This window comes from Bacillus sp. GS3m_15504, from assembly GCF_055825275.1.
This window is the reverse complement of record NZ_JBVVNL010000001.1, coordinates 1,019,423-1,040,192: the sequence shown is the minus strand read 5'-3', so window position 1 is coordinate 1,040,192 and position 20,770 is coordinate 1,019,423. Positions and strand designations below refer to the sequence as shown.

The 20,770-nt window shown below is 36.2% G+C and carries 18 protein-coding genes and 1 riboswitch; all 18 genes read right to left on the bottom strand.

Features of this window, described 5'->3' with window-relative positions; genetic code table 11:
- Positions 1-71: 71 nt before the first annotated feature.
- The 18 genes from cinA to dapA all read right to left on the bottom strand — a co-directional run bounded on the left by cinA (position 72) and on the right by dapA (position 20,765).
- On the bottom strand, positions 72-1,310 hold the full coding sequence (gene cinA, locus AC0L0O_RS05670; RefSeq protein ID WP_000990711.1) for a competence/damage-inducible protein CinA: 1,239 nt from the start codon (positions 1,308-1,310) through the stop codon (positions 72-74).
- Between the two features lie 20 nt (positions 1,311-1,330).
- A complete protein-coding gene (pgsA, locus tag AC0L0O_RS05665; protein WP_001052973.1) occupies positions 1,331-1,909 on the bottom strand; it encodes a CDP-diacylglycerol--glycerol-3-phosphate 3-phosphatidyltransferase in 579 nt (192 codons plus the stop codon).
- A 63-nt stretch (positions 1,910-1,972) separates the two neighbouring features.
- Entirely contained in the window at positions 1,973-2,884 is a 912-nt protein-coding gene (locus AC0L0O_RS05660) for a helix-turn-helix domain-containing protein (RefSeq protein ID WP_134188439.1), read from the bottom strand.
- Between the two features lie 21 nt (positions 2,885-2,905).
- Entirely contained in the window at positions 2,906-3,691 is a 786-nt protein-coding gene (locus AC0L0O_RS05655) for a DUF3388 domain-containing protein (RefSeq protein WP_000574107.1), read from the bottom strand.
- 139 nt (positions 3,692-3,830) lie between these two features.
- Entirely contained in the window at positions 3,831-4,079 is a 249-nt protein-coding gene (locus AC0L0O_RS05650) for a DUF3243 domain-containing protein (RefSeq protein WP_000114454.1), read from the bottom strand.
- A gap of 75 nt (positions 4,080-4,154) precedes the next feature.
- On the bottom strand, positions 4,155-4,868 hold the full coding sequence (ymfI, locus tag AC0L0O_RS05645; protein ID WP_000759617.1) for an elongation factor P 5-aminopentanone reductase: 714 nt from the start codon (positions 4,866-4,868) through the stop codon (positions 4,155-4,157).
- A gap of 103 nt (positions 4,869-4,971) precedes the next feature.
- Positions 4,972-6,258, bottom strand: coding sequence for an EF-P 5-aminopentanol modification-associated protein YfmH (gene yfmH, locus AC0L0O_RS05640; RefSeq protein ID WP_000411952.1), 1,287 nt, complete (start codon positions 6,256-6,258; stop codon positions 4,972-4,974).
- Entirely contained in the window at positions 6,259-7,533 is a 1,275-nt protein-coding gene (gene yfmF / locus AC0L0O_RS05635) for an EF-P 5-aminopentanol modification-associated protein YfmF (RefSeq protein ID WP_000772436.1), read from the bottom strand.
- Between the two features lie 198 nt (positions 7,534-7,731).
- Positions 7,732-8,691, bottom strand: coding sequence for an ABC transporter permease (locus AC0L0O_RS05630; protein ID WP_473785653.1), 960 nt, complete (start codon positions 8,689-8,691; stop codon positions 7,732-7,734).
- The gene (locus AC0L0O_RS05625; RefSeq protein WP_001074497.1) at positions 8,692-9,750 is read right to left on the bottom strand and encodes an ABC transporter permease; all 1,059 of its coding nucleotides are present in this window, start codon (positions 9,748-9,750) and stop codon (positions 8,692-8,694) included.
- Complete coding sequence (locus AC0L0O_RS05620) at positions 9,743-11,275, bottom strand: ABC transporter ATP-binding protein (RefSeq protein WP_000456939.1); 1,533 nt, start codon at positions 11,273-11,275, stop codon at positions 9,743-9,745. Before AC0L0O_RS05620 ends, AC0L0O_RS05625 begins: the two co-directional genes overlap by 8 nt.
- A gap of 108 nt (positions 11,276-11,383) precedes the next feature.
- Positions 11,384-12,451, bottom strand: coding sequence for a BMP family lipoprotein (locus AC0L0O_RS05615; protein ID WP_000730595.1), 1,068 nt, complete (start codon positions 12,449-12,451; stop codon positions 11,384-11,386).
- 89 nt (positions 12,452-12,540) lie between these two features.
- Positions 12,541-13,266, bottom strand: a complete 726-nt coding sequence (locus tag AC0L0O_RS05610) for a GntR family transcriptional regulator (protein WP_000114176.1) — start codon at positions 13,264-13,266, stop codon at positions 12,541-12,543.
- A gap of 233 nt (positions 13,267-13,499) precedes the next feature.
- Positions 13,500-13,601, bottom strand: a riboswitch (purine riboswitch).
- Positions 13,602-13,804: 203 nt separating this feature from the next.
- Positions 13,805-16,186 carry a DNA translocase FtsK gene (locus tag AC0L0O_RS05605; protein WP_001118787.1) on the bottom strand — a complete coding sequence of 794 codons (2,382 nt, stop codon included), beginning with the start codon at positions 16,184-16,186 and terminating at the stop codon, positions 13,805-13,807.
- A gap of 211 nt (positions 16,187-16,397) precedes the next feature.
- Complete coding sequence (locus AC0L0O_RS05600; RefSeq protein WP_000605024.1) at positions 16,398-16,601, bottom strand: YlzJ-like family protein; 204 nt, start codon at positions 16,599-16,601, stop codon at positions 16,398-16,400.
- Positions 16,598-17,347: a translocation-enhancing protein TepA gene (tepA, locus tag AC0L0O_RS05595; protein WP_000139815.1), complete on the bottom strand. Its 750-nt coding sequence runs from the start codon at positions 17,345-17,347 to the stop codon at positions 16,598-16,600. The genes AC0L0O_RS05600 and tepA overlap by 4 nt, the downstream gene beginning before the upstream one ends.
- 103 nt (positions 17,348-17,450) lie before the next feature.
- Positions 17,451-19,121 carry a ribonuclease J gene (locus tag AC0L0O_RS05590; RefSeq protein WP_000823085.1) on the bottom strand — a complete coding sequence of 557 codons (1,671 nt, stop codon included), beginning with the start codon at positions 19,119-19,121 and terminating at the stop codon, positions 17,451-17,453.
- A gap of 765 nt (positions 19,122-19,886) precedes the next feature.
- Positions 19,887-20,765 (bottom strand): 4-hydroxy-tetrahydrodipicolinate synthase, encoded by an 879-nt coding sequence (gene dapA, locus AC0L0O_RS05585; RefSeq protein ID WP_000564761.1) that lies wholly within the window; start codon positions 20,763-20,765, stop codon positions 19,887-19,889.
- Positions 20,766-20,770: the final 5 nt, after the last annotated feature.

Sequence of the window (20,770 nt, the reverse complement as noted above, 5' to 3'; positions counted from 1 at the left end):
CATTTATTCGATTTTTTTTATTTTCCATTAAATAGAACTGCATTTAACCATTAAAAAAAGCTAGAAGAAACTTATATTTCTTCTAGCTTTTTATATAAATGATAAAATCCATATTTTGCTGAGCGTTCTCTAATTTGTTGGCGACTTCCACTTAAATTAAGAGGAAAGACTACAGTTGGTTCATCTTTAATCGCCAATCCAACAAATACTTTTCCCGGTTCTTTATGTTCTGAAGCATCCGGTCCTGCTACCCCAGTGAAACTAATCCCGATATCCGCTTCTAATAATTCTTTAACATTTTCAGCAAGATAACGAGCACATTCTTTACTAACTGCACCGTCAGTAAACAACACTTCCTCAGGTACATGTAAAACATGCTGCTTCACGTCATTATGATAACAAATGACACCACCTTTAAATACGGAAGACACACCAGCACTTTCTGTTACTTGATTACCGAAGAGACCACCTGTTAAACTTTCCGCACACGCTAAAGTTAATCCTTTTTTCTTCAATAACTCTATCGCCTTATCATGCAGAAACTCTTGGTCATACCCGTAGAAAAATTCTCCTACTCTTTCTAAAATCAAATCTTCCACATGCTGAATGAGTTTCTCTGCTTCATCAACATTTTGATGTTTAGCAGTTAAACGTAATGTCACTTCTCCATCATTCGCAAGCGGGGCAATTGTCGGATTCGTTTGTCCATCAATTAAATCTTGAACTTTCACCTCTAATTGAGATTCCCCAATTCCGAAAAAGCGAAGCACGCGAGAATAAATGTTTTCTCCTGTTGTAAAGTTACGTAAAAAAGGCTCCACATAACTTACATACATTGGCTTCATTTCTTTCGGTGGTCCTGGTAATAAAATATAAACTTTTCCGTTCTTATTTAATCCCATACCAGGTGCCATACCGTGATCATTTGCAAATACAGTTGCTCCATCCAAAACGAGCGCCTGCTTTTTATTATTCTCCGTGAACTCTCGACCTGTTCGCTTAAAGTAATCGCTTATTGATGCTAATGCCTTTTCATCATATACAAGCTCTTCCGCTAAGCTAGACGCTATTGTTTCCTTCGTTAAATCATCTTTCGTCGGTCCTAATCCACCTGTGAAAATGAGCATATCCGCACGTTCCTCTGCAACTTCAATCGCCTGCTGCAGTCGCTTGTTATTATCCCCAACTACAGTATGGTAGTACACGTTAATTCCAATTGAAGCTAACTTTTCAGATAAAAACTGGGCATTTGTATTTGCAATTTGTCCAAGTAATAATTCCGTTCCAACCGCAATAATCTCCGCATTCATCCCAATTCCCCCATAAACTTCTATTTTGAGTTTACAAAAGCAGCTCTATTTTTCCAGAAATAATCCCATCCTGAAATAACAGTAAAAATTAATGCAATCCATATAAAGATGTCAGCTACCGGAATATGGATTAAGTTTAAAGGTACATCGTGTAATAAATATGCTGCAATCGCGATAATTTGTGTCCATGTCTTAATTTTTCCTAGCTGATTTGCCGCAACTACTTCTCCTGTTCCAGCGAGTACAAGACGTAAACCAGTTACCGCAAACTCACGGCTTATAATGATAATAACGATCCAAGCTGGTACGTATTGCATCTCCACTAACGTGATAAGTGCAGCTGAAACAAGTAATTTATCAGCTAATGGATCAAGAAACTTCCCTAAATTCGTTACAAGATTATACTTTCTTGCGTAATGTCCATCAATCCAATCTGTAGCCGAAGCAACAATAAAGATAAGTGCTCCTACTAAATGTTGAATTGGTAAATCAACATCACCAATTGTGTATGAACCCCAATCAAAGGGTGCTAACATAATTACCATAAAAATTGGAATTAAGAAGATTCTAGATATTGTAATTTTATTTGGTAAATTCACAGCTATTCCTCCATCATATCAAAAACATTTGTTCATTGAAAAAAGTCATCGAAGCGATGACTGTTATTGTGCAGGTTGCTCTATCCCTTGGTTTTTTATCACCAATCTTTGGTGAAGTTCTTTTTCTGGATCCAATGGATAAGCGACCACTTGGCCATTCAGTTTAACTTCAACATTCGTTGCATTTCCAATATTAAGTCGCACTTCTTTTGCTGTTGTTAAATCTCGTTTTTCTGTTTGACCATCTTGTATTGTAGTGTTTAAAACTTCGTTACCCGCATCATCTTTAACATCTACATAACTCGCACCTTTACCCGATATTTCCAGTTCTAATGTTTTATTATTATGAATTTCCAAAGTAGATACTTTACCAGTTGTCCCAACTACTTTCACTTCTTGTTGTCCAGTTGGCTGTGCTGGTTGTTCCTCTTTCTTCGGTTCTTCTTTCTTTGGTTCCTCTTTTTTCGGCTCTTCCGCTTTCACTTCATCTTTCTTCGTATCTAACGGAGAGTTTTCCGCTTTTTTAACTTCAATTTTCTCACTTTGAGTATTCGGAACTTTCTCATCATCTTTTCCAGTTAACGCTTGAAAAACAAACCAAATTACCACTCCAACTGCGATTACTAACAGCGCAACTAAAATTTTAGGCATGTGATCTGCAATTGGCCATGATGAAGATTTTTGCATTGTTTCTTGCGTTTTTTGTCCTGTTGATACTTGTGGAACGTCACGTTTTTCAGATTGTGGTATCGTACTCTGATATTCTACAAGTAGTTCCTCTCCATTTAATCCAATCGCATCTGCGTATTGTTTAATGAATGCACGCGCATAAAAAGCTCCTGGCAATACATCATAATTGCCTTCTTCAATCGCTACTAAATGGCGTTTTTGAATTTTTGTAATCTCATGCAGCTGATCAATAGACAAGCCTTTCGTTCCTCTTGCTTCTTTCAGCTTTTGTCCTAATTCTGTCACTACTAACACCTCAATATTTCTTTAAAAGTCAAACATAGAGAAATTATTTTGCGTACCTTGCTCAATTTCATCTACTAAATTATATTGAATTTCTTCATCATAATCGTTACGCAACTCAATAATATAATCAAAATCATCCAATGTGTATTCTGACTGACTCACAAATACGTCAGGATGTTCCACAACTTTCGTTGCAGGCAACCTCATAATTTCACGAACAAGCTGCCAATGCCTTTCGTTAGCACGCTTTGTTGACACGATTCCATCTAAGATGAAAATATTGTCGTCGCTATACTCGTCTTCAATCAATTGACTACGAACAGTTTGCTTAATAAGAGTAGATGATACAAATAACCATCTTTTATTTGCGCAAACACTTGCAGCAACAATGGATTCTGTTTTTCCAACACGAGGCATCCCTCGTATCCCGATTAGTTTATGACCTTCTTTTTTCATTATTTCAGCCATAAAGTCTACAAGTAATCCTAATTCATCACGCACAAAACGAAATGTCTTCTTATCATCTGCATCTCGTTGTATGTACCTACCATGTCTAACCGCTAGCTTATCTCTTAGCTTTGGCGGACGATATTTCGTTACCGTTATGTTATCCATCGTATTTAAAATTGATTCAAGTCTAGAGATTTGCTCTTGATTATCACACATAAGGAGTAATCCACGTCGTGCATTATCTACACCATTAATTGTGACAATATTAATGCCGAGCATACCGATTAACGAAGAAACGTCACCAAGCAAGCCAGGTCGGTTTTTATGTATTTCATATTCAAAATACCATTCAATCATCCAAGATCACTCCCCTTGCTTACTTTACACCTACGTACTATATTATATGATTTCACCTTAATAGGGAAGCTAAATGTATAATCTATCCCTTTCAATTATTATACAAAAAAAATAGAGAGGAGAATCCCCTCTCTATTTTTTACTTATGTTGTACAAACTTTACCATTAAGTTTGCGATTGTATGTTGCTCTTGTTCGTCAGCAACTTTCCAAAGTTCAGCTAATAATTTCTCTTGATCGTTGCGTGCTTCTACTTCATTTGCTAAATAATCACCAACACGAAATGCCATATCTGATACAGCACCACCATCAAGACCTTTTCCTTGCGCTTGTTCTAAACGTTCTCCTAAAAAGCTCTTCCATTGATCAAAATTATCTAAAACTGACATGTGTAAGCACCTCACTACTTAGTAATAGAATCATGCTTAATTTGTACAGTTTTTCATTTTTTATGTAAGAAATTTTTAGCAATGCCACCCGCCATTTACTCCGATAATTTGTCCAGTTATATAAGATGCACCTGGTGATACGAGAAATGACACAGTTTTTGCTACTTCTTCCGGTAATCCTAATCGTCCTAACGGAATCTCTTCCGCAATTTCATTCTTATCTTCTTCTGAAAATACGTTTAACATTTCCGTTTCAATTGCACCTGGCGCCACCGCGTTTACTCTTATTCCACTTAATGAAACCTCTTTCGCTAAAGCTTTCACATATGAATTTTGCGCACCTTTTACCATCGAGTAAAGCACTTCACATGACGCGCCAATTTGTCCCCATATAGACGAAACAAGTACAATATTACCGCTTCTCCGTTGAATCATAGATGGCAATGCCATCGATAATAATTTATAGATACTCTTCACTTGAAGTTCTACCATATCATTCAATTCATCGTTCGTTACATCTGTTACGAGTCCAAAGATACTCTTCCCAGCTGCATATATGATAGCATCAAGAGGATGTTCAATTTGTTCCCACAATTGCTCTGCTCCATCACTAGAAGCTAAATTCGCTTGAACAGGAATCACTTCACCCCATTCTTTCTGCAACTCATTCACTTTCTCTTCACTGTTATTATAATGAACATATACTGTATATCCATCTTGAATTAATTGTTTCGAAATAGCAGAGCCAATCCCTCCGCTCCCTCCAGTTACTAATGCATACTTTTTCATACAATTCCTCTCTTATCTCAAAAAAATCGTTTCCCTACAAATAAATAATACCCTCATCTTACAATTTATCAATGATAAGATGAGGGTATTATTATAAAACCTTTTATTTTTTCGGTAAAACTTGGCAAACACTCATTTTCTCTTCTGATAATAGTAATTGAGCTACTTCTTTTAAATCTTGAACCGTTAGACTTTCTAATACAGTCAATGCATCAAACAGACTCGATTCATTAAACGCATATCGTGTAAATTGATTTGCAATATATTCCGGTGAATTCAAGGAACGTAAAAAGCCACCTATTTTCTTTTTCTTTACTCGTTCTAATGCCGCCTCATCTAATTGATTATAATTTGTGTTTAATAAAATACTTTTCAAACGCTCTTCCAGCTCATCAGGTTGCTTCGTATCGCCGCCAACCATTGCAAAACCGAAGTTATTCTCTTCTGTATAATCATACGAGAACGAATCATCGATGAGCCCTTCATTATATAAAGATTCGTAATGAACGGAGCTTTTCCCAAATAAATAATCTAAAAGTAACGTAAGCGCAATTTCTTGTTTTAAAAGGGCTTCTCCCTTTTCTTTTAAGTTTGTCGCTTTAATACCAACTAAACATTTCGGAGTTTGTACAGGCATGGAAATAATTTTCTTCTTTTCATTTACCTCATCTGGTTCTTCTTCAAATGAACGTACAATTTCCGGCTGGTTTTTATAATCTTTTTTCGCTTGATTTTCACGTACTAAATCCATTGTTTTCTCTGGATCAATTGCACCCACAACAAACATTAACATATTGCTTGGATGATAAAACGTTTCATAACATTCATATAGTAGGTCTTTCGTAATTTTACTAATAGACTCGATCGTCCCTGCAATATCAATTTTAATCGGGTGCTTTACAAACAAACTATCAATTAATCCAAAGTATAAGCGCCAATCTGGATTATCTTGATACATTTGAATTTCTTGTCCGATAATCCCCTTCTCTTTTTCGACTGTTTTTTCAGAAAAGTAAGGCTCTTGTACGAAGTTTAACAATGTATTTAAATTTTGTTCTACATTTGATGTACACGAAAAAAGATAAGCTGTTCTTGTGAAAGATGTGAAAGCATTCGCGGAAGCCCCTTGTTTACTAAACAATTGGAAAGCGTCATGATCTTCTTTTTCAAATAATTTATGCTCAAGAAAATGAGCTATCCCATCAGGTACACGAATCATTTCTTCTTTACCTAGTGGTACGAATGTATTATCCACAGAACCATATTTTGTCGTAAACGTTGCAAATGTTTTATTAAATCCTTGCTTCGGTAAAATATATACATCTAATCCATTAGGAAGTTTTTCATAATAGAGTGTCTCTTTTAATTGCTCATAAACAATTTTCTCCATTTATTCTCCCTCCGTTCCTTGTAAAAAGTAAATTGTATCTAGTTCAATATTTTTAGCAACTTTCACAATCTCTTCTTTCGTCACACTTTCAATGCCTGTAAGCCATTCTTCAACCGGACGCGTACGATCTGAAATAATACCATGATACAGCATTTCTACAAATCCGCGTGGTGTATCAATTGCCTCTAATATTTGATTTTGAATGACACTTTTCGTTTGATGCATTTCTTCTTCAGAAAAATCACCATTTTGCATTGCAAGCATTTGTTCTTTAATAATCTCAACAGCCTTTTCATAATTTTTCGCTTCGATTCCAGACATAACAAACAATAAGCCTTTATGACTTTCAAAGCGAGAAGCTGCATAGTACGCTAAACTATTTTTTTCACGAACATTAACGAATAACTTTGAATGAGAAAATCCTCCAAACAATCCATTGAACAATTGCAGTGCAAAATAATCTTCGTCTTTATACGTAATAAACGTACGATAACCGATGTGTAATTTACTTTGTTTTAATTCTTGCTTTTCAACAACTTCTTTTTCTTCATTATTTCTCTTGTGAAGAAGTACATTTCTTTCTCTTACGGGACGTGCTGAAATAGAAAAGTACTTACTTACAAGATCAACTGCGTTTTCCGAAATATCACCGATAATGTATAGATCCATTTCATCTTCCGCTAACACTTTTTGATAATATTGATACAAACTTTCATTTGTAATAGATGCAACACTCTCTTTTTTTCCATTTGCACTTAATCGATATGGTTCTACTTTGCACATCTCTTCAATTAAACGCTCATTTGCATAGCGCATTTTATCATCATACGTAGCTTCAATTCGTTGCAAGAGCGCTCTCTTTTCACTTTCTACAATAGAAGGCAGAAAACCATTCCCCTCTGTTGCTGGATGTAAAACGATATCTGATAACATAGAAAGCGCTTTTTCAAATAACGACGGTGCATCATGTAAATATACTTCATTTGCAATGTCTACATAAATAGAGATGATATGGTCTTCTCCTTTTTTACTTACATCTACTGCCAAAGAAGACCCATATAATTCTTCTAAATATTGACGAAGACGAATTACAGAAGGAAGCTTTTCTGTCGCACTTTGCAATACGTATGGCAATAGGGCACGCTCTGTCACCGTCTCCTCATTTAAAGGTGCTTTCAAACGAAATACAAAAGTATTTGTTTTATATTTATCAGTTGGAATAATATGTACTCGTAAACCACCTAACTCATGTAACTGTTGTTCCATCAGTTTCATTTATAGCCCTCCTTTACGTATATAGGAATATTCCTCTTCAATATACAGTTTTTAGAAATGAAAAATCAACTTTTCTCCCTCACTATACTTACATTAGGCCCTTTCTAAAAACTGTAATATGTAAGGAACATAGTAAAATTCCGTATTAAATATAGTCTATGTAAAAAAGCCCGCACTAATGTGCGAGCTTTTTTATACTTATCGTTTTCCTTTTTCATAAGGAGTTCCTAATGCTTTCGGAGCTTCAGAACGACCTACAAAACCAACAAGTGCTAATATTGTGAATACATATGGTAATATTGTTAAGAATACACTTGGAATTTCTTTTAGTACAGGGATTGTACCACCTGTTATTCCTAGTGATTGAGCAAACCCGAAGAACAGAGCGGCTCCAAGAGCACCAAGTGGATTCCATTTACCAAAAATCATAGCTGCTAGTGCTAAGAAACCTTGTCCCGTAATTGTAGCACCCGAGAAATTACCAGAAATCGACATAGCGAAGACTGCTCCACCAACTCCGGCAAACATTCCAGATATAGCAACTGCAATATAACGCATTTTATATACATTGATCCCCATCGTATCTGCTGCCATTGGATGTTCTCCAACCGCACGAAGACGAAGGCCAAACGGCGTTTTATAAATGACATACCAAACGACAAACGCTAAAATAATAGCAATATACGATGTTAACGGTACATTTGAGAAAAAGATTTTTCCGATTACTGGAATATCCGAAAGACCCGGAACATCGATTTTTTCAATACGGTATTGAATGAAATCAGTTTGTCCTTTGCCAAAGATTTTCTTAATCGCAAATACTGTTAAACCAAGAGCTAAGAAGTTAATCGCTACCCCGCTCACTACTTGATCTGCGCGGAATGTAATAGATGCTACTGCGTGAAGAAGTGCAAATAAGCCACTACCAATCGCTGCAAATAATAGCGCAATCCAAGGAGTCATCGATCCCCACGTATCACCCATTAATAACGTTGTAACAATACCAATAAATGCACCAAATAACATTAAACCTTCTAACGCTATATTTACAACTCCAGAACGTTCACTGAACACTCCACCTAACGCCGTAAAAATAAGTGGCGCTGCCGTATATAACGTACCCGTCACAAGAATGGCTAAAATATCTAAAAAGTTCATTTATTTTCCCTCCTTGCTCATGCGTGTAAGTGCCCAGCGTAAAACATAACTGCACGCAACAAAGAAAATAATACATGCAATAATAACGTTAATTAACTCAGAAGGTACATCTGCTTCAAAATTCATTTGTGGAGCTGCACTTTTCAAACCACCGAACAGTAAAGCTGCTAATAATATACCAAATGGATTATTTCCTCCTAGAAGCGCTACCGCAATCCCATCAAATCCGATACCAGTAAACGACGACATCGCCGTCATACTTTGGAATGTCCCTAATCCTTCCATAGCTCCACCAATTCCAGCAAAAGCACCAGCAATTGTCATTGATAATACAACATTACGCGATACTTTCATCCCTGCATATTGAGAGGCATTTTGGTTAAAACCAACCGACTTTAATTCATACCCTAACGTTGTTCTATCTAATAAGAACCACATTACAATTGCAACGATAATAGCTACAACAATCCCCCAGTGCAAACGCGATCCATCTGTCAATGAAGATAACCACTCAGAAGCTAACGAAGCACTTGCTTGTACATCATAAGACTTCTCATTACCTTCATGAATAAAACGTTTAATAAGGTCATACGTAACATAAAGTGCAATGTAGTTCATCATAATTGTAACAATTACTTCATTTACTTTAAGCTTTCCTTTTAAATATCCGGGTATAAACCCCCATAAACCGCCAGCAATTGCCGCCACTAAAATAGATAGCGGAATATGCAAAATTGCTGGTAACGACACTGCATATCCAAACCAAACAGCAGCGAGCCACCCAACTAATAACTGTCCTTCCACCCCAATATTGAAAAGACCTGTACGGAATGCAAATGCTACTGAGAGACCAGCTAATACAAGCGGAATCATCGTACGCAACGTCTCACCGATAGCTTGTGGATTTCCAACCATTCCTTCCCAAAGCGCAGCATATCCAACAATCGGATCATATCCACTAACTAACATTACAATGGCACCAACAAGTAAACCGAAAACTACGGATAACACAGGTACTAAAATATTAATTGTTCGCTCTGTTAAAAACTTTTTAGCCATTTGTGTTCACCTTCTCTTTCCCTGTCCCGCCGGCCATTAATAATCCAAGCTGTTGTTCGTTTGTCTCTTTTGCATCCACAATTGCTACAATTTTCCCTTCATATATAACAGCAACTCGATCACTTACATTTAAAATTTCATCTAGCTCTAAAGATAAAAGCAATACTGCCTTACCATTATCTCTCTGCTCAATCAATTTTTTATGAATAAATTCAATGGCACCTACATCTAAACCACGGGTTGGCTGCGCTGCAATTAATAAATCTGGATTACGATCTACTTCACGTGCAATAATTGCCTTTTGTTGGTTTCCACCAGATAGAGCGCGAGCTAACGTTTGTTCACTAGGTGTACGTACATCAAACTGTTCAATAAGCGCTTTTGCTTTTTGTGTGATTTTACTAAAATTTAAAATCCCTTTCTTTGAAAATGGATTTTTATAGTATGTTTGTAAAACAATATTGTCCCGAACAGAAAAATCGAGAACAAGTCCGTGTTTATGACGGTCTTCAGGAATATGACCAATCCCCTCTTCTGTTATTCTTCGAACAGGCCAATTTGTTATTTCTTTTCCTTTAATTGCAATAGAACCTGACTCAACTTTTCGTAAACCAGTAATCGCCTCTATTAATTCACTTTGACCATTTCCATCAATCCCTGCAATCCCAACGATTTCTCCTGCACGAACAGTTAAGTCAAGGCCTTTTACAGCAGGTAACTTGCGCGTATCATGAACAATTAGGTTTGCAATAGATAGTACTTCTTCCTTTGGTTTAGCTTCTATTTTTTCTGTTTTAAAATTCACTTGACGTCCGACCATTAACTCTGCAAGTTTATGCTCATCGGTTTCCGCTACATTAACAGTACCAATCCCCTTACCTTTACGAATAATTGTACAACGATCGCAAACTTCCATAATTTCTTTTAACTTATGTGTAATAAGAATGATAGATTTCCCCTCTTGCACAAGCTTTTTCATAATTTGAATCAACTCATGAATTTCTTGAGGAGTTAACACCGCAGTTGGTTCATCAAATATTAAAATCTCCGCACCACGATAAAGAGTCTTTAATATTTCAACCCTTTGCTGCATCCCAACAGAAATATCTTCAATTTTCGCATGTGGATCAACAGCTAAACCGTACTGTTCAGATAATTGCTTAATTTCTTTTGCAGCCTCTTCAACAGCAATTTTCCCGTTTTTCTTCGGTTCATTTCCCAGAATAATATTCTCTGTAACTGTAAAATTATGAACAAGCATAAAATGCTGATGGACCATCCCAATACCAAGGTCATTTGCTATATTCGGATTTGTAATTTTAACAGGATTTCCTTTAATTTTAATCTCTCCCTGTTCTGGTTGATACAAACCGAACAACACATTCATCAGCGTTGATTTCCCTGCACCATTTTCTCCAAGTAAAGCATGTATCTCTCCCTGTTTTACTTGCAGCGTAATATCGTCATTCGCTACAATGCCTGGGAATACTTTTGTAATATTGTTCATCTCAATTACGTATTCCATTTTGTTCCTCCTTTTAGCAGGGAACACTCCCCAATTACACTCTATTAAAGATATTTTTATATATGCAAAGGTTAGTTCTATGAACTAACCTTTGCTATTTCTCTATTATTATTTCTTTAGAGAAGCTTCATATGCTTTATATTCTTCGTCAGTTGCAGGTACTTTAATTTCACCGTCAGTGATTTTCTTTTCGAACTCTTCTACTTTTGTTAAAATTTCTGGATTTACTTTTTTCACATTGTCAGTAGTTTTCGCGATACCAACACCATCATCTTTTAAACCGAATTCTTCTACTTTACCGCCTTTTAATTTACCATCTTTCGCTTCTTGTGCTACTTTTGCTACTGCAACATCAACACGTTTTACCATAGAAGTTAAAGTTACGTTTTCAGGCATACCTTCTTGATTTTGGTCACGGTCAACACCGATTACCCAAACATTTTCACCTTTTTTCTTACGGTTTTTCGCTTCTGTGAATACACCGTTACCAGTTGCACCAGATGCATGATAAATTACGTCAACGCCTCCACCGTACATTGCTGAAGCTAATACTGATCCTTTTTCCGGCTTATCAAATGCATCAGCATATTGTGATACGATTTCAATATTTGGGTTTACTGCTTTTGCACCAGCTTTGAAACCTGATTCAAATTTTGTAATTAATGGACTCTTCACGCCACCAACAAAACCAACTTTATTTGATTTTGTCGTCATTGCTGCTACAGCACCAACTAGGAATGAACCTTCGTGGTCTTTAAATGTAATACTTGTTACGTTTGGCTTTTCTACAACTGTATCTACAATCGCAAATTGCTCTTTTGGATACTGCTCAGCCACTTTTTCTATTGATTTTTCCATTAAGTAACCAATACCAAATGTTGTGTTATAATGATCTTTCGCAAACTTCGTTAAGTTCGGGATATAATCAGCATCTTTACTTGATTGAAGATAACGATATCCTTCATTTTTCTTTAAATTATTGTCTTTACCGAATTTCGTTAAACCTTCCCAAGCTGATTGGTTAAATGATTTGTCATCAACGCCACCAACATCTGTAACCATACCAACTTTAAACTCTTTTTTGTCGCTGCTCGCCTTATCCGAGTTACCACATGCACCTAACACCGCGCTTGCTGCTAATGTTAATGATAATAAAAGACCTGTTTTTTTCTTCATACTAGAAACCCCTCCTGAAATGATTTGTCTATTTTTTATACGCTGCTGTCCCTAACTTCTTGCTGTCACCTCCCTAAAAAGGAACTTACCTACATACGTTTTCTTAGTACGTGGAAGCTAAACTTATCAGCTCTAAAGTAATTGATAGAATATAAGATTGGCTCATCATTTTGATCATAGTGCATTTGTTTTAATACTAGCAGTGCCGTTTCCGGTTCACATTCTAAAATCGGTGAGATTTTCGGATGATAGCCAATTGGCTCAATATGAGCAACTGCGTATGTGATACGTTTGTGCGTATTGTTATGTATCACTGTAAGCAATGATTCTTCGTTGTATCCCGATAAATCTGGCAAGATTTCTTTTGCAAGTTTATCGATACAATATACAACAGGTTCCCCATCTGCTGTACGCACACGCTCAATCATCACTGCATTAAAACCATCTTCACTATTAAACTTCTCTTTTTCTTCTTCTGTTAAACTTGTTGTAGATGATGATAAAAAGATAGTTCCTGGTGTTTTCCCCACACTAGAAATCATATCTGTAATACTAGAAAGTTGTTCAATCCCAGAAGAAAATAGCGGTTTTGCATTTACAAATGTTCCTACACCATGTCTACGAATGACAACATTTTCTTCTTCTAAAATACGCAGCGCTTCCCTTAAAGTCGCTCTACTTACGCCAAGTTCTTTCGCTAAATCAAACTCTGATGGCAACTTTTGCCTTTCTTTGTAAGCCCCATCTTTAATCTTTTCTTTGATGTGATCAATCACCCGTAAATATAGGTGACGACTATCGGATTTTACTGACATAAGACTCCCCCGCATTTCAATTATTCGACCTCTGATGTAAGACTTCTTTTCTCTTTTTTCAACTTACAACATAATAAAAATTGCTACACACTAAAAATAAACATAATTGTCGAATAAATATTAATAATTTTTTAAAATAAAATTTTCACTCTTTACTGCATAAAAAAAACTTTGCACCATAAACATTCCTCATAGCGAGAAAAAGTTCGGCACAAAGATCTCTTACATCCTTTGTTACACACTTTTCCCCTCATAGTCTAGCAATTCATGGTTGCCAGGTAGAAACTTATGGACCTTATCTCCAAGATTATATGAGGCAGTGATTCTTTTCGAAGTAATCTTACCACTTGCTCCCATACGTGTCAACAAAATTTAACATTTTTCTACATTAAATATCGAACGTTCACAAAAAACCACACAAAAGTATTCGTATTCTAAAGAACCACCTTAAATGTAAGCCCTTTCTTTAACGCTGAATATAGTATATAACAAAACCAGCATATAAAAAAGCCTAATTGTAAAAACAATTAGGCTTTTTTTATGAACTTTTTTCTTGTACATCATTAATGAGCACCTCTCGTGGTTTACTACCTTCATACGGTCCTACTACACCATTCATTTCCATTGCATCAATTAATCGGGCAGCACGGGTATAACCAACTCTAAACCTACGTTGCAACATAGAAACAGAGGCTGTTTGCATTTCCACTACGAGCTGAACTGCTTCATCATATAATTCATCTTCTACTTCCTGCTTCGTATCAGGAACATCTTGCGGGATCATATCTTCTTGATATTGCGCTTTTTGCTGACCAATAACATATTCTACAACTCTCTCAACTTCATCATCTGATAAAAACGCACCTTGTACACGTACAGGCTTCGATGCACCAATTGGTATAAATAGCATATCCCCACGACCTAGCAGTTTCTCTGCACCACCGCCGTCAAGAATTGTACGAGAATCTGTTTGAGATGATACAGCGAATGCAATACGTGACGGAATATTCGCTTTAATAACTCCCGTAATTACATCAACTGATGGACGTTGCGTTGCAATAATTAAATGAATACCGGCAGCACGAGCCATTTGCGCTAGACGCATAATCGCATCCTCTACATCCGACGAAGCAACCATCATTAAATCTGCTAACTCGTCCACAATTACGACAATATAAGGTAATTCCGGTTGTTTCGCTTCCGATTGATTATTATGCTCTTTTATATAATCATTATATCCTTCAATATTTCGCGTGCCACTATGAGCAAATAACTCATAACGACGCTCCATTTCACTTACAACTTTTTTCAACGCTTGTGATGCTTTTTTCGGATCAGTTACAACTGGTGTTAACAAATGAGGCACACCGTTATATACATTTAACTCTACCATTTTCGGATCAATCATCATTAATTTTACTTCATGCGGCTTTGCACGCATTAAAATACTAACAATAATACCGTTAATACATACACTTTTCCCGCTACCTGTCGCACCGGCCACCAGTAAATGGGGCATTTTATTTAAGCGGGCTAATACAGCTTCACCTGTAATATCTCGTCCAAGACCAATCAGCAACTTCTCTTCTGGATGATTGTTAGCTTTAGAATCAAGAACTTCTCTAAGCGTTACCATAGAAACTTCTGAGTTCGGAACTTCAATTCCTACAGCTGATTTCCCGGGAATAGGTGCTTCAATACGAATATCTTTCGCAGCTAAAGCAAGCGCTAAATCATCACTTAAACCGACGATTTTGCTTACCTTTACTCCCATATCAGGATACACTTCATATTTTGTAACTGCAGGACCTCTATGTACTTTTGTTACTTTCGCTTTCACTCCAAAGCTTTGGAAAGTACGTTCTAATTTACGAGCATTCTCATAAATTTCCGCATTTTCATTTGTAACTTGCTTATTCTTTGGAAACTTCAATATATCAAGTGCAGGAAGCTTATAATCTTTATTTTCTACATTTGAAAATTGCATAGGAGGTGCTTGTGTTTCACCCTCTAGCGATTCAACGATTTTTTCTCCACGCTTTTTCTTCGGCTCTTCAACTGGTGGAGCCTCTTCAATAAACGGTGAAGTGATTAGCTCTTCTTGCTCTACTTCAATTCGTTTATCTTCTTCTTCATTTACTGGATAATTCTCAGTGAAATTTGAAATAATCGGAGGGTCAATTGAAATTTCTTCCATCGGTTCAACAATTTCTTCCTGTTCTGTAGCACGTTTGCTCCTTGTGCTTCTTGTTGTCTTTTTCTTTTCTGTTTGTTCAGCGGTTCTTTTTGCTCTCCAATCTTTATAGTCCCCTTGCATCACTTGAAATTGACTTCTAAGAATTCTACCCACTGGAGCTAACACTTCTCCAATATGCTTATTTGTTATACAAAGTATACCGAGAATAACTAAAATAATACCAATAATATAAGCTCCTACTTCGTCAAATAAGAAGTAACATGTCGCAAACATAAGCGCACCAAACATGCCACCACCTAAATGAACGCTATCTGGGCCTTTTTTCATTTCAAGAAAGAAATTATCTTTCGTACTCACAATAACAGAAGTATTTTGCACTGCTCCATCTTTCGTAAGAAGGTTAAATAATGTAATATGACTAAACATTAATATCGCCAATACTATTAAATAAAAACCGATTAACCGTTTATTTAAAAGGTTCGGCCATCCACGTTTTATAACGAATGAAACTGATAAAGCTATTACACCTAACACACCAATTATGTACCACTCACCAAAGAAGAAGCGAAAAAATAACACAAACGATTTCCCTACAACGCCTAGCTGTAAAATCGTAATGATTGAAAGTGCAAAAAGAGTTAAACCGACGATTTCATAATACAAAGTTGGCTTTATCGTACGTCTTGCCTTTGCCTTCGTCCCTCTTTGCTTTTGTTTTGCCATTTCTTCACCTCGTGTTCTACATATAAGTAAAACTTCCTAAAAAACTCTGCTTATATGTTTGTTTTCTCTATTTTTTCAGGTCTTTATATCTTCTATTTTTACACTTCCTGTAAAATGTTAAATAAACAGAAGAAAGCAGCCCTCTCATGGCTGCTCAACCGTCTTGTTTTTTATATTATACCATAGCTTCTAAACAAAATCCTTCTTTTTGCTAAAAGGTTATTTTCTGTCCCGGCTCAAATTCTAAGTAGTGAAACGGATCGGTACTTAACACACGTACAATAGAATAACTCCCATGTTCTTCTTCTGAAACCATTAATTCAACACCATTTATATTTACGACTTTTTGACTTTCACATTGCGAATAATCGGCTGGATACACGAGTTGCTCTGGCATAATTGTATATAAAATCATTGTAACATTGTCCCTTCTGCATGATCATCCGCGCGATTATCTATTAATTCGTTTAATTTTCGAATCGCATTTCCGATACCACCGACATCATCTATAAGACCATACTTCACTGCATCTCCACCAATTACATTCGTACCAATATCTCGCGTTAAATTCCCTTTCGCAAACATAAGCTCTTTAAAACGATCTTCCGTTACTTTTGAATGCTTCGTCACAAATCGAATGACTCTTTCTTGCATTTTATCTAAATACTCAAATGTTTGCGGCACACCTATAACAAGACCTGTTAGACGAATCGGATGAATTGTCATCGTCGCAGTTTCCGCAATAAATGAATAGTCTGTAGAAACGGCAATCGGTACACCGATAGAATGCCCTCCACCTAAAACTAAAGATACTGTCGGTTTTGAAAGTGAAGCGACCATCTCAGAAATTGCTAGCCCAGCTTCAACGTCACCTCCAACTGTATTTAACACTAAAAGCAAGCCTTCAATTTTCGGATTTTGTTCAATCGCAACAATTTGAGGAATAATATGCTCATATTTCGTTGTTTTATTTTGCGGTGGCAACTGAACATGACCTTCCACCTGTCCAACAATTGTTAAACAATGAATACGTGATTCATTCATTTGTGGTACATTCGTTTGTCCAAGCTGTTGAATTTTTTCCACTATTGAAGCTTCTTTTCCAGTTTCTTTCGGTTCAGCCTCTTTCTCTTCATTTGTATAACGATCACGTTCTGTCATATCGCATCCCCTTTCACTCGTATATCACTATTATTTCTTAAGTTATAAATTTCATTCGATAGAGTTTAAAAAGAAAAAAGATCACCCGTAAAGGTGATCTTTTTTATACTTCCATAATAATCGGTAAAATCATAGGTTTTCTCTTTGTCTCTTCGTACAAGAACTGTCCCAATAATTCACGAATATTTTGTTTTAACATAGACCATTCAATTGAATATTCTTTAATTGATTGCTCAACAATCATACGTACAATCTCTGTAGAACGGTCAATTAACGCTTCTGATTCACGAACATATACAAATCCACGCGAAATGATTTCTGGACCAGAGATAATTTTCTTTTCATCTTTACCAAGTGTTACAACAACTACTAATATTCCATCTTGAGATAACATTTTTCTATCTCGAAGAACGATATTACCAACGTCACCTACACCTAATCCATCAATTAATACATTGCCCGCTTGCACTTTACCAACTAAATTTGCTTCATCGTCACCAAAACCAATTACATCGCCTTTTTCTACGATAAAGATATTTTCTCTTGCAATACCTACATCTTCAGCTAAGTATGCATGTGCTTTTTGCATACGAAACTCACCATGTACGGGTACAAAATATTTCGGTTTCATTAAGTTTAACATTAGTTTTAATTCTTCTTGGCTACCATGACCTGAAACGTGAACTTTTCTTTCACCATAATAAACAACTTCAGCTCCAGCTCTAAATAACAAGTCAATAATTTTCGATACAGATATTTCATTACCCGGAATTGGAGAAGCCGCAATAATAACCGTATCACCTTTACGAATTGAAATTTGTTTATGAGCTTGCTTCGCCATTCTAGAAAGGGCTGCCATCGGTTCGCCTTGGCTACCTGTCGTTAAAATAGCTACCTTTTTCTCTGGGAAATTGTCTACTTCTTGTAGTGAAATAACCATACCTTCTGGAACATCTAAATAACCAAGGCGTCTTGCGATATCTACTACTTTCACCATACTACGTCCTACAACCGCGACTTTTCGTCCTGTTTCAGCAGCTGCATCAAATACTTGTTGAATACGATGTACATTCGATGCAAATGAAGCAACGATAATACGTCCTTCTGCGCCGTAGAATACTTTAGAAATTTCTACACCAACTTCTTTTTCAGAACCTGTATAGCCTGGACGCTCAGCATTTGTACTATCAGATAATAGGCATAGTACACCTTCATTTCCGATTTGAGCCATTTTCCCAAGATCTGCTCCACTATTTCCAATTGGAGTTTGATCGAATTTAAAGTCTCCCGTATATACGATCGCACCTTTTGATGTATGGAAACAAACACCAACAGAATCTGGAATACTATGTGTCGTTCCAAAGAATGACACCGTTGTAGTATTAAACTCTACTGTTGAATTTGAATCGATTGTTTTTAAGTCTACACGGCCTAACATACCTGCTTCGCCAAGTTTTTCTTGTATAAGTCCTACTGTTAATTTCGTTGCATACACTGGAATAGATAATTTACGAAGTACGTAAACAATACCACCAATATGATCTTCATGACCGTGAGTAATAAATAAACCTTTTACTCGCTCTTGGTTTTCCACTAAATATGTAATATCAGGAATAACGATATCAATTCCAAACATTTCATCTCCCGGGAACATTAACCCTGCATCTACAATAAAGATTTCAGAATCAATTTCAACACAGTACATGTTTTTCCCGATTTCACCTACTCCACCAAGAGCAAATACTTTAACAGACTCATTCTCTTTTCTCTTCATGTTGTTGCCTGGTTTAAAAATCTTTCAAACACTGATTTCACTAAAATCGCAGAGACACCAGGGGAAACTCTACAACCACCATATATTCACCGTCCAAGACGAATGTCCTTACCGTTATGCGATATCATGTCCTTGTTTATTTTTTAAACCAGGTTTCACCTCTCTTTCATTATATAAATCAAATATCTTATTCGATATGATATGAAAATGTAATCAAATTATAATTTTTACCAATTTTGCTAAGCATACCCGTACTAAGCTACTTAGCCATATTATACCTGATACAAGAAATAGAACACAAGTTAAATCGTGCGAAAGAAAAAGGAAAAGAACGGATTTCCAACAAACATATCGAACACATGTCCTTTATATTTACTCCGACTTTGTACTCCATATTTTTTTGAAGAAATAGCTATAAATACTCTAAATTAATTTCATAATACGGATTTTCAAGACTTATTTTTCTAGAATTGAACAAAAATACTTATAAAATGAAGTTTTTTTATGAATTACGTCATATTTGAAGCAATTACTCCGAAAAATAGAGTTGGTATTTTATTACGTTTATATAAGTGTTCATTCTATAATAACTATGACTTTTTAATTCCTTTAAAGGATTACAATTATTTTCTTTTACATGTTGCAATATATAATGAAGAACTGGTTAATGATCTTATAAAAACACATATAGGTAAGATAAGAAAAGAGAGGAAAAAATTTTCATACAAATAAAAAATGACCTAGTTCTACACTAGGTCATTTTTATTAACGAGGGATAGATTGCATAACAGATTGTAACGTTACTCTTTCTTCTTCTGTTAATGGAAGAAGTGGTAAACGTACAGAACCTACATCTAATCCAACCATTTGTAACGCTGTTTTTACTGGAGTTGGGCTTGGCGCCATAAATAATGAATCCGTTACTCTTACAAGTAATTGATGTAATTTTTGCGCCTTCTTAAATTCTCCTGCTTGGAATGCTGCAATCATTTCTTGCATTTCATTTCCAATAACATGAGATGCTACAGAAACGATACCTTTCGCTCCAACTGCCATAGCTGGTAGCGTTAAACCGTCATCACCGCTGTATACTGCAAAGTCGTCCGCTGTTTTTTCAATGATTTCTGTCATTGTTAACACATCGCCGCCTGCATCTTTAATCGCAACAATGTTTTCTATTTCTGATAAACGAACAACTGTATCAACGGAGATTTGTACAATAGATCGTCCTGGAACATTATATAGCATAACCGGAAGCGGCGTGCTTTCAGCAATTGCTTTAAAGTGCTGATACATTCCTTCTTGACTCGGTTTGTTATAATACGGTGCTACTAGCATTACTGCATCAACACCAACCTCTGTTGCCTTTTTAGTTAAGTCAATAGAAGCATGCGTATTATTACTACCTGTTCCAGCGATTACGGGCACCCTTTTATCGACAACAGATACGACATGGCGATATAACGCTACTTTTTCTTCTGAAGTTAATGTAGGAGATTCACCTGTCGTTCCTCCTACCACGATTGCTGTTGTACCGTTATCAATTAAATAATTTACCAATTTCGTTGTCTTTGCAAAATCGATATTACCGTTTATATCAAACGGTGTTACCATCGCGGTTGCAATTGTCCCAAAATCTATCATGGTCT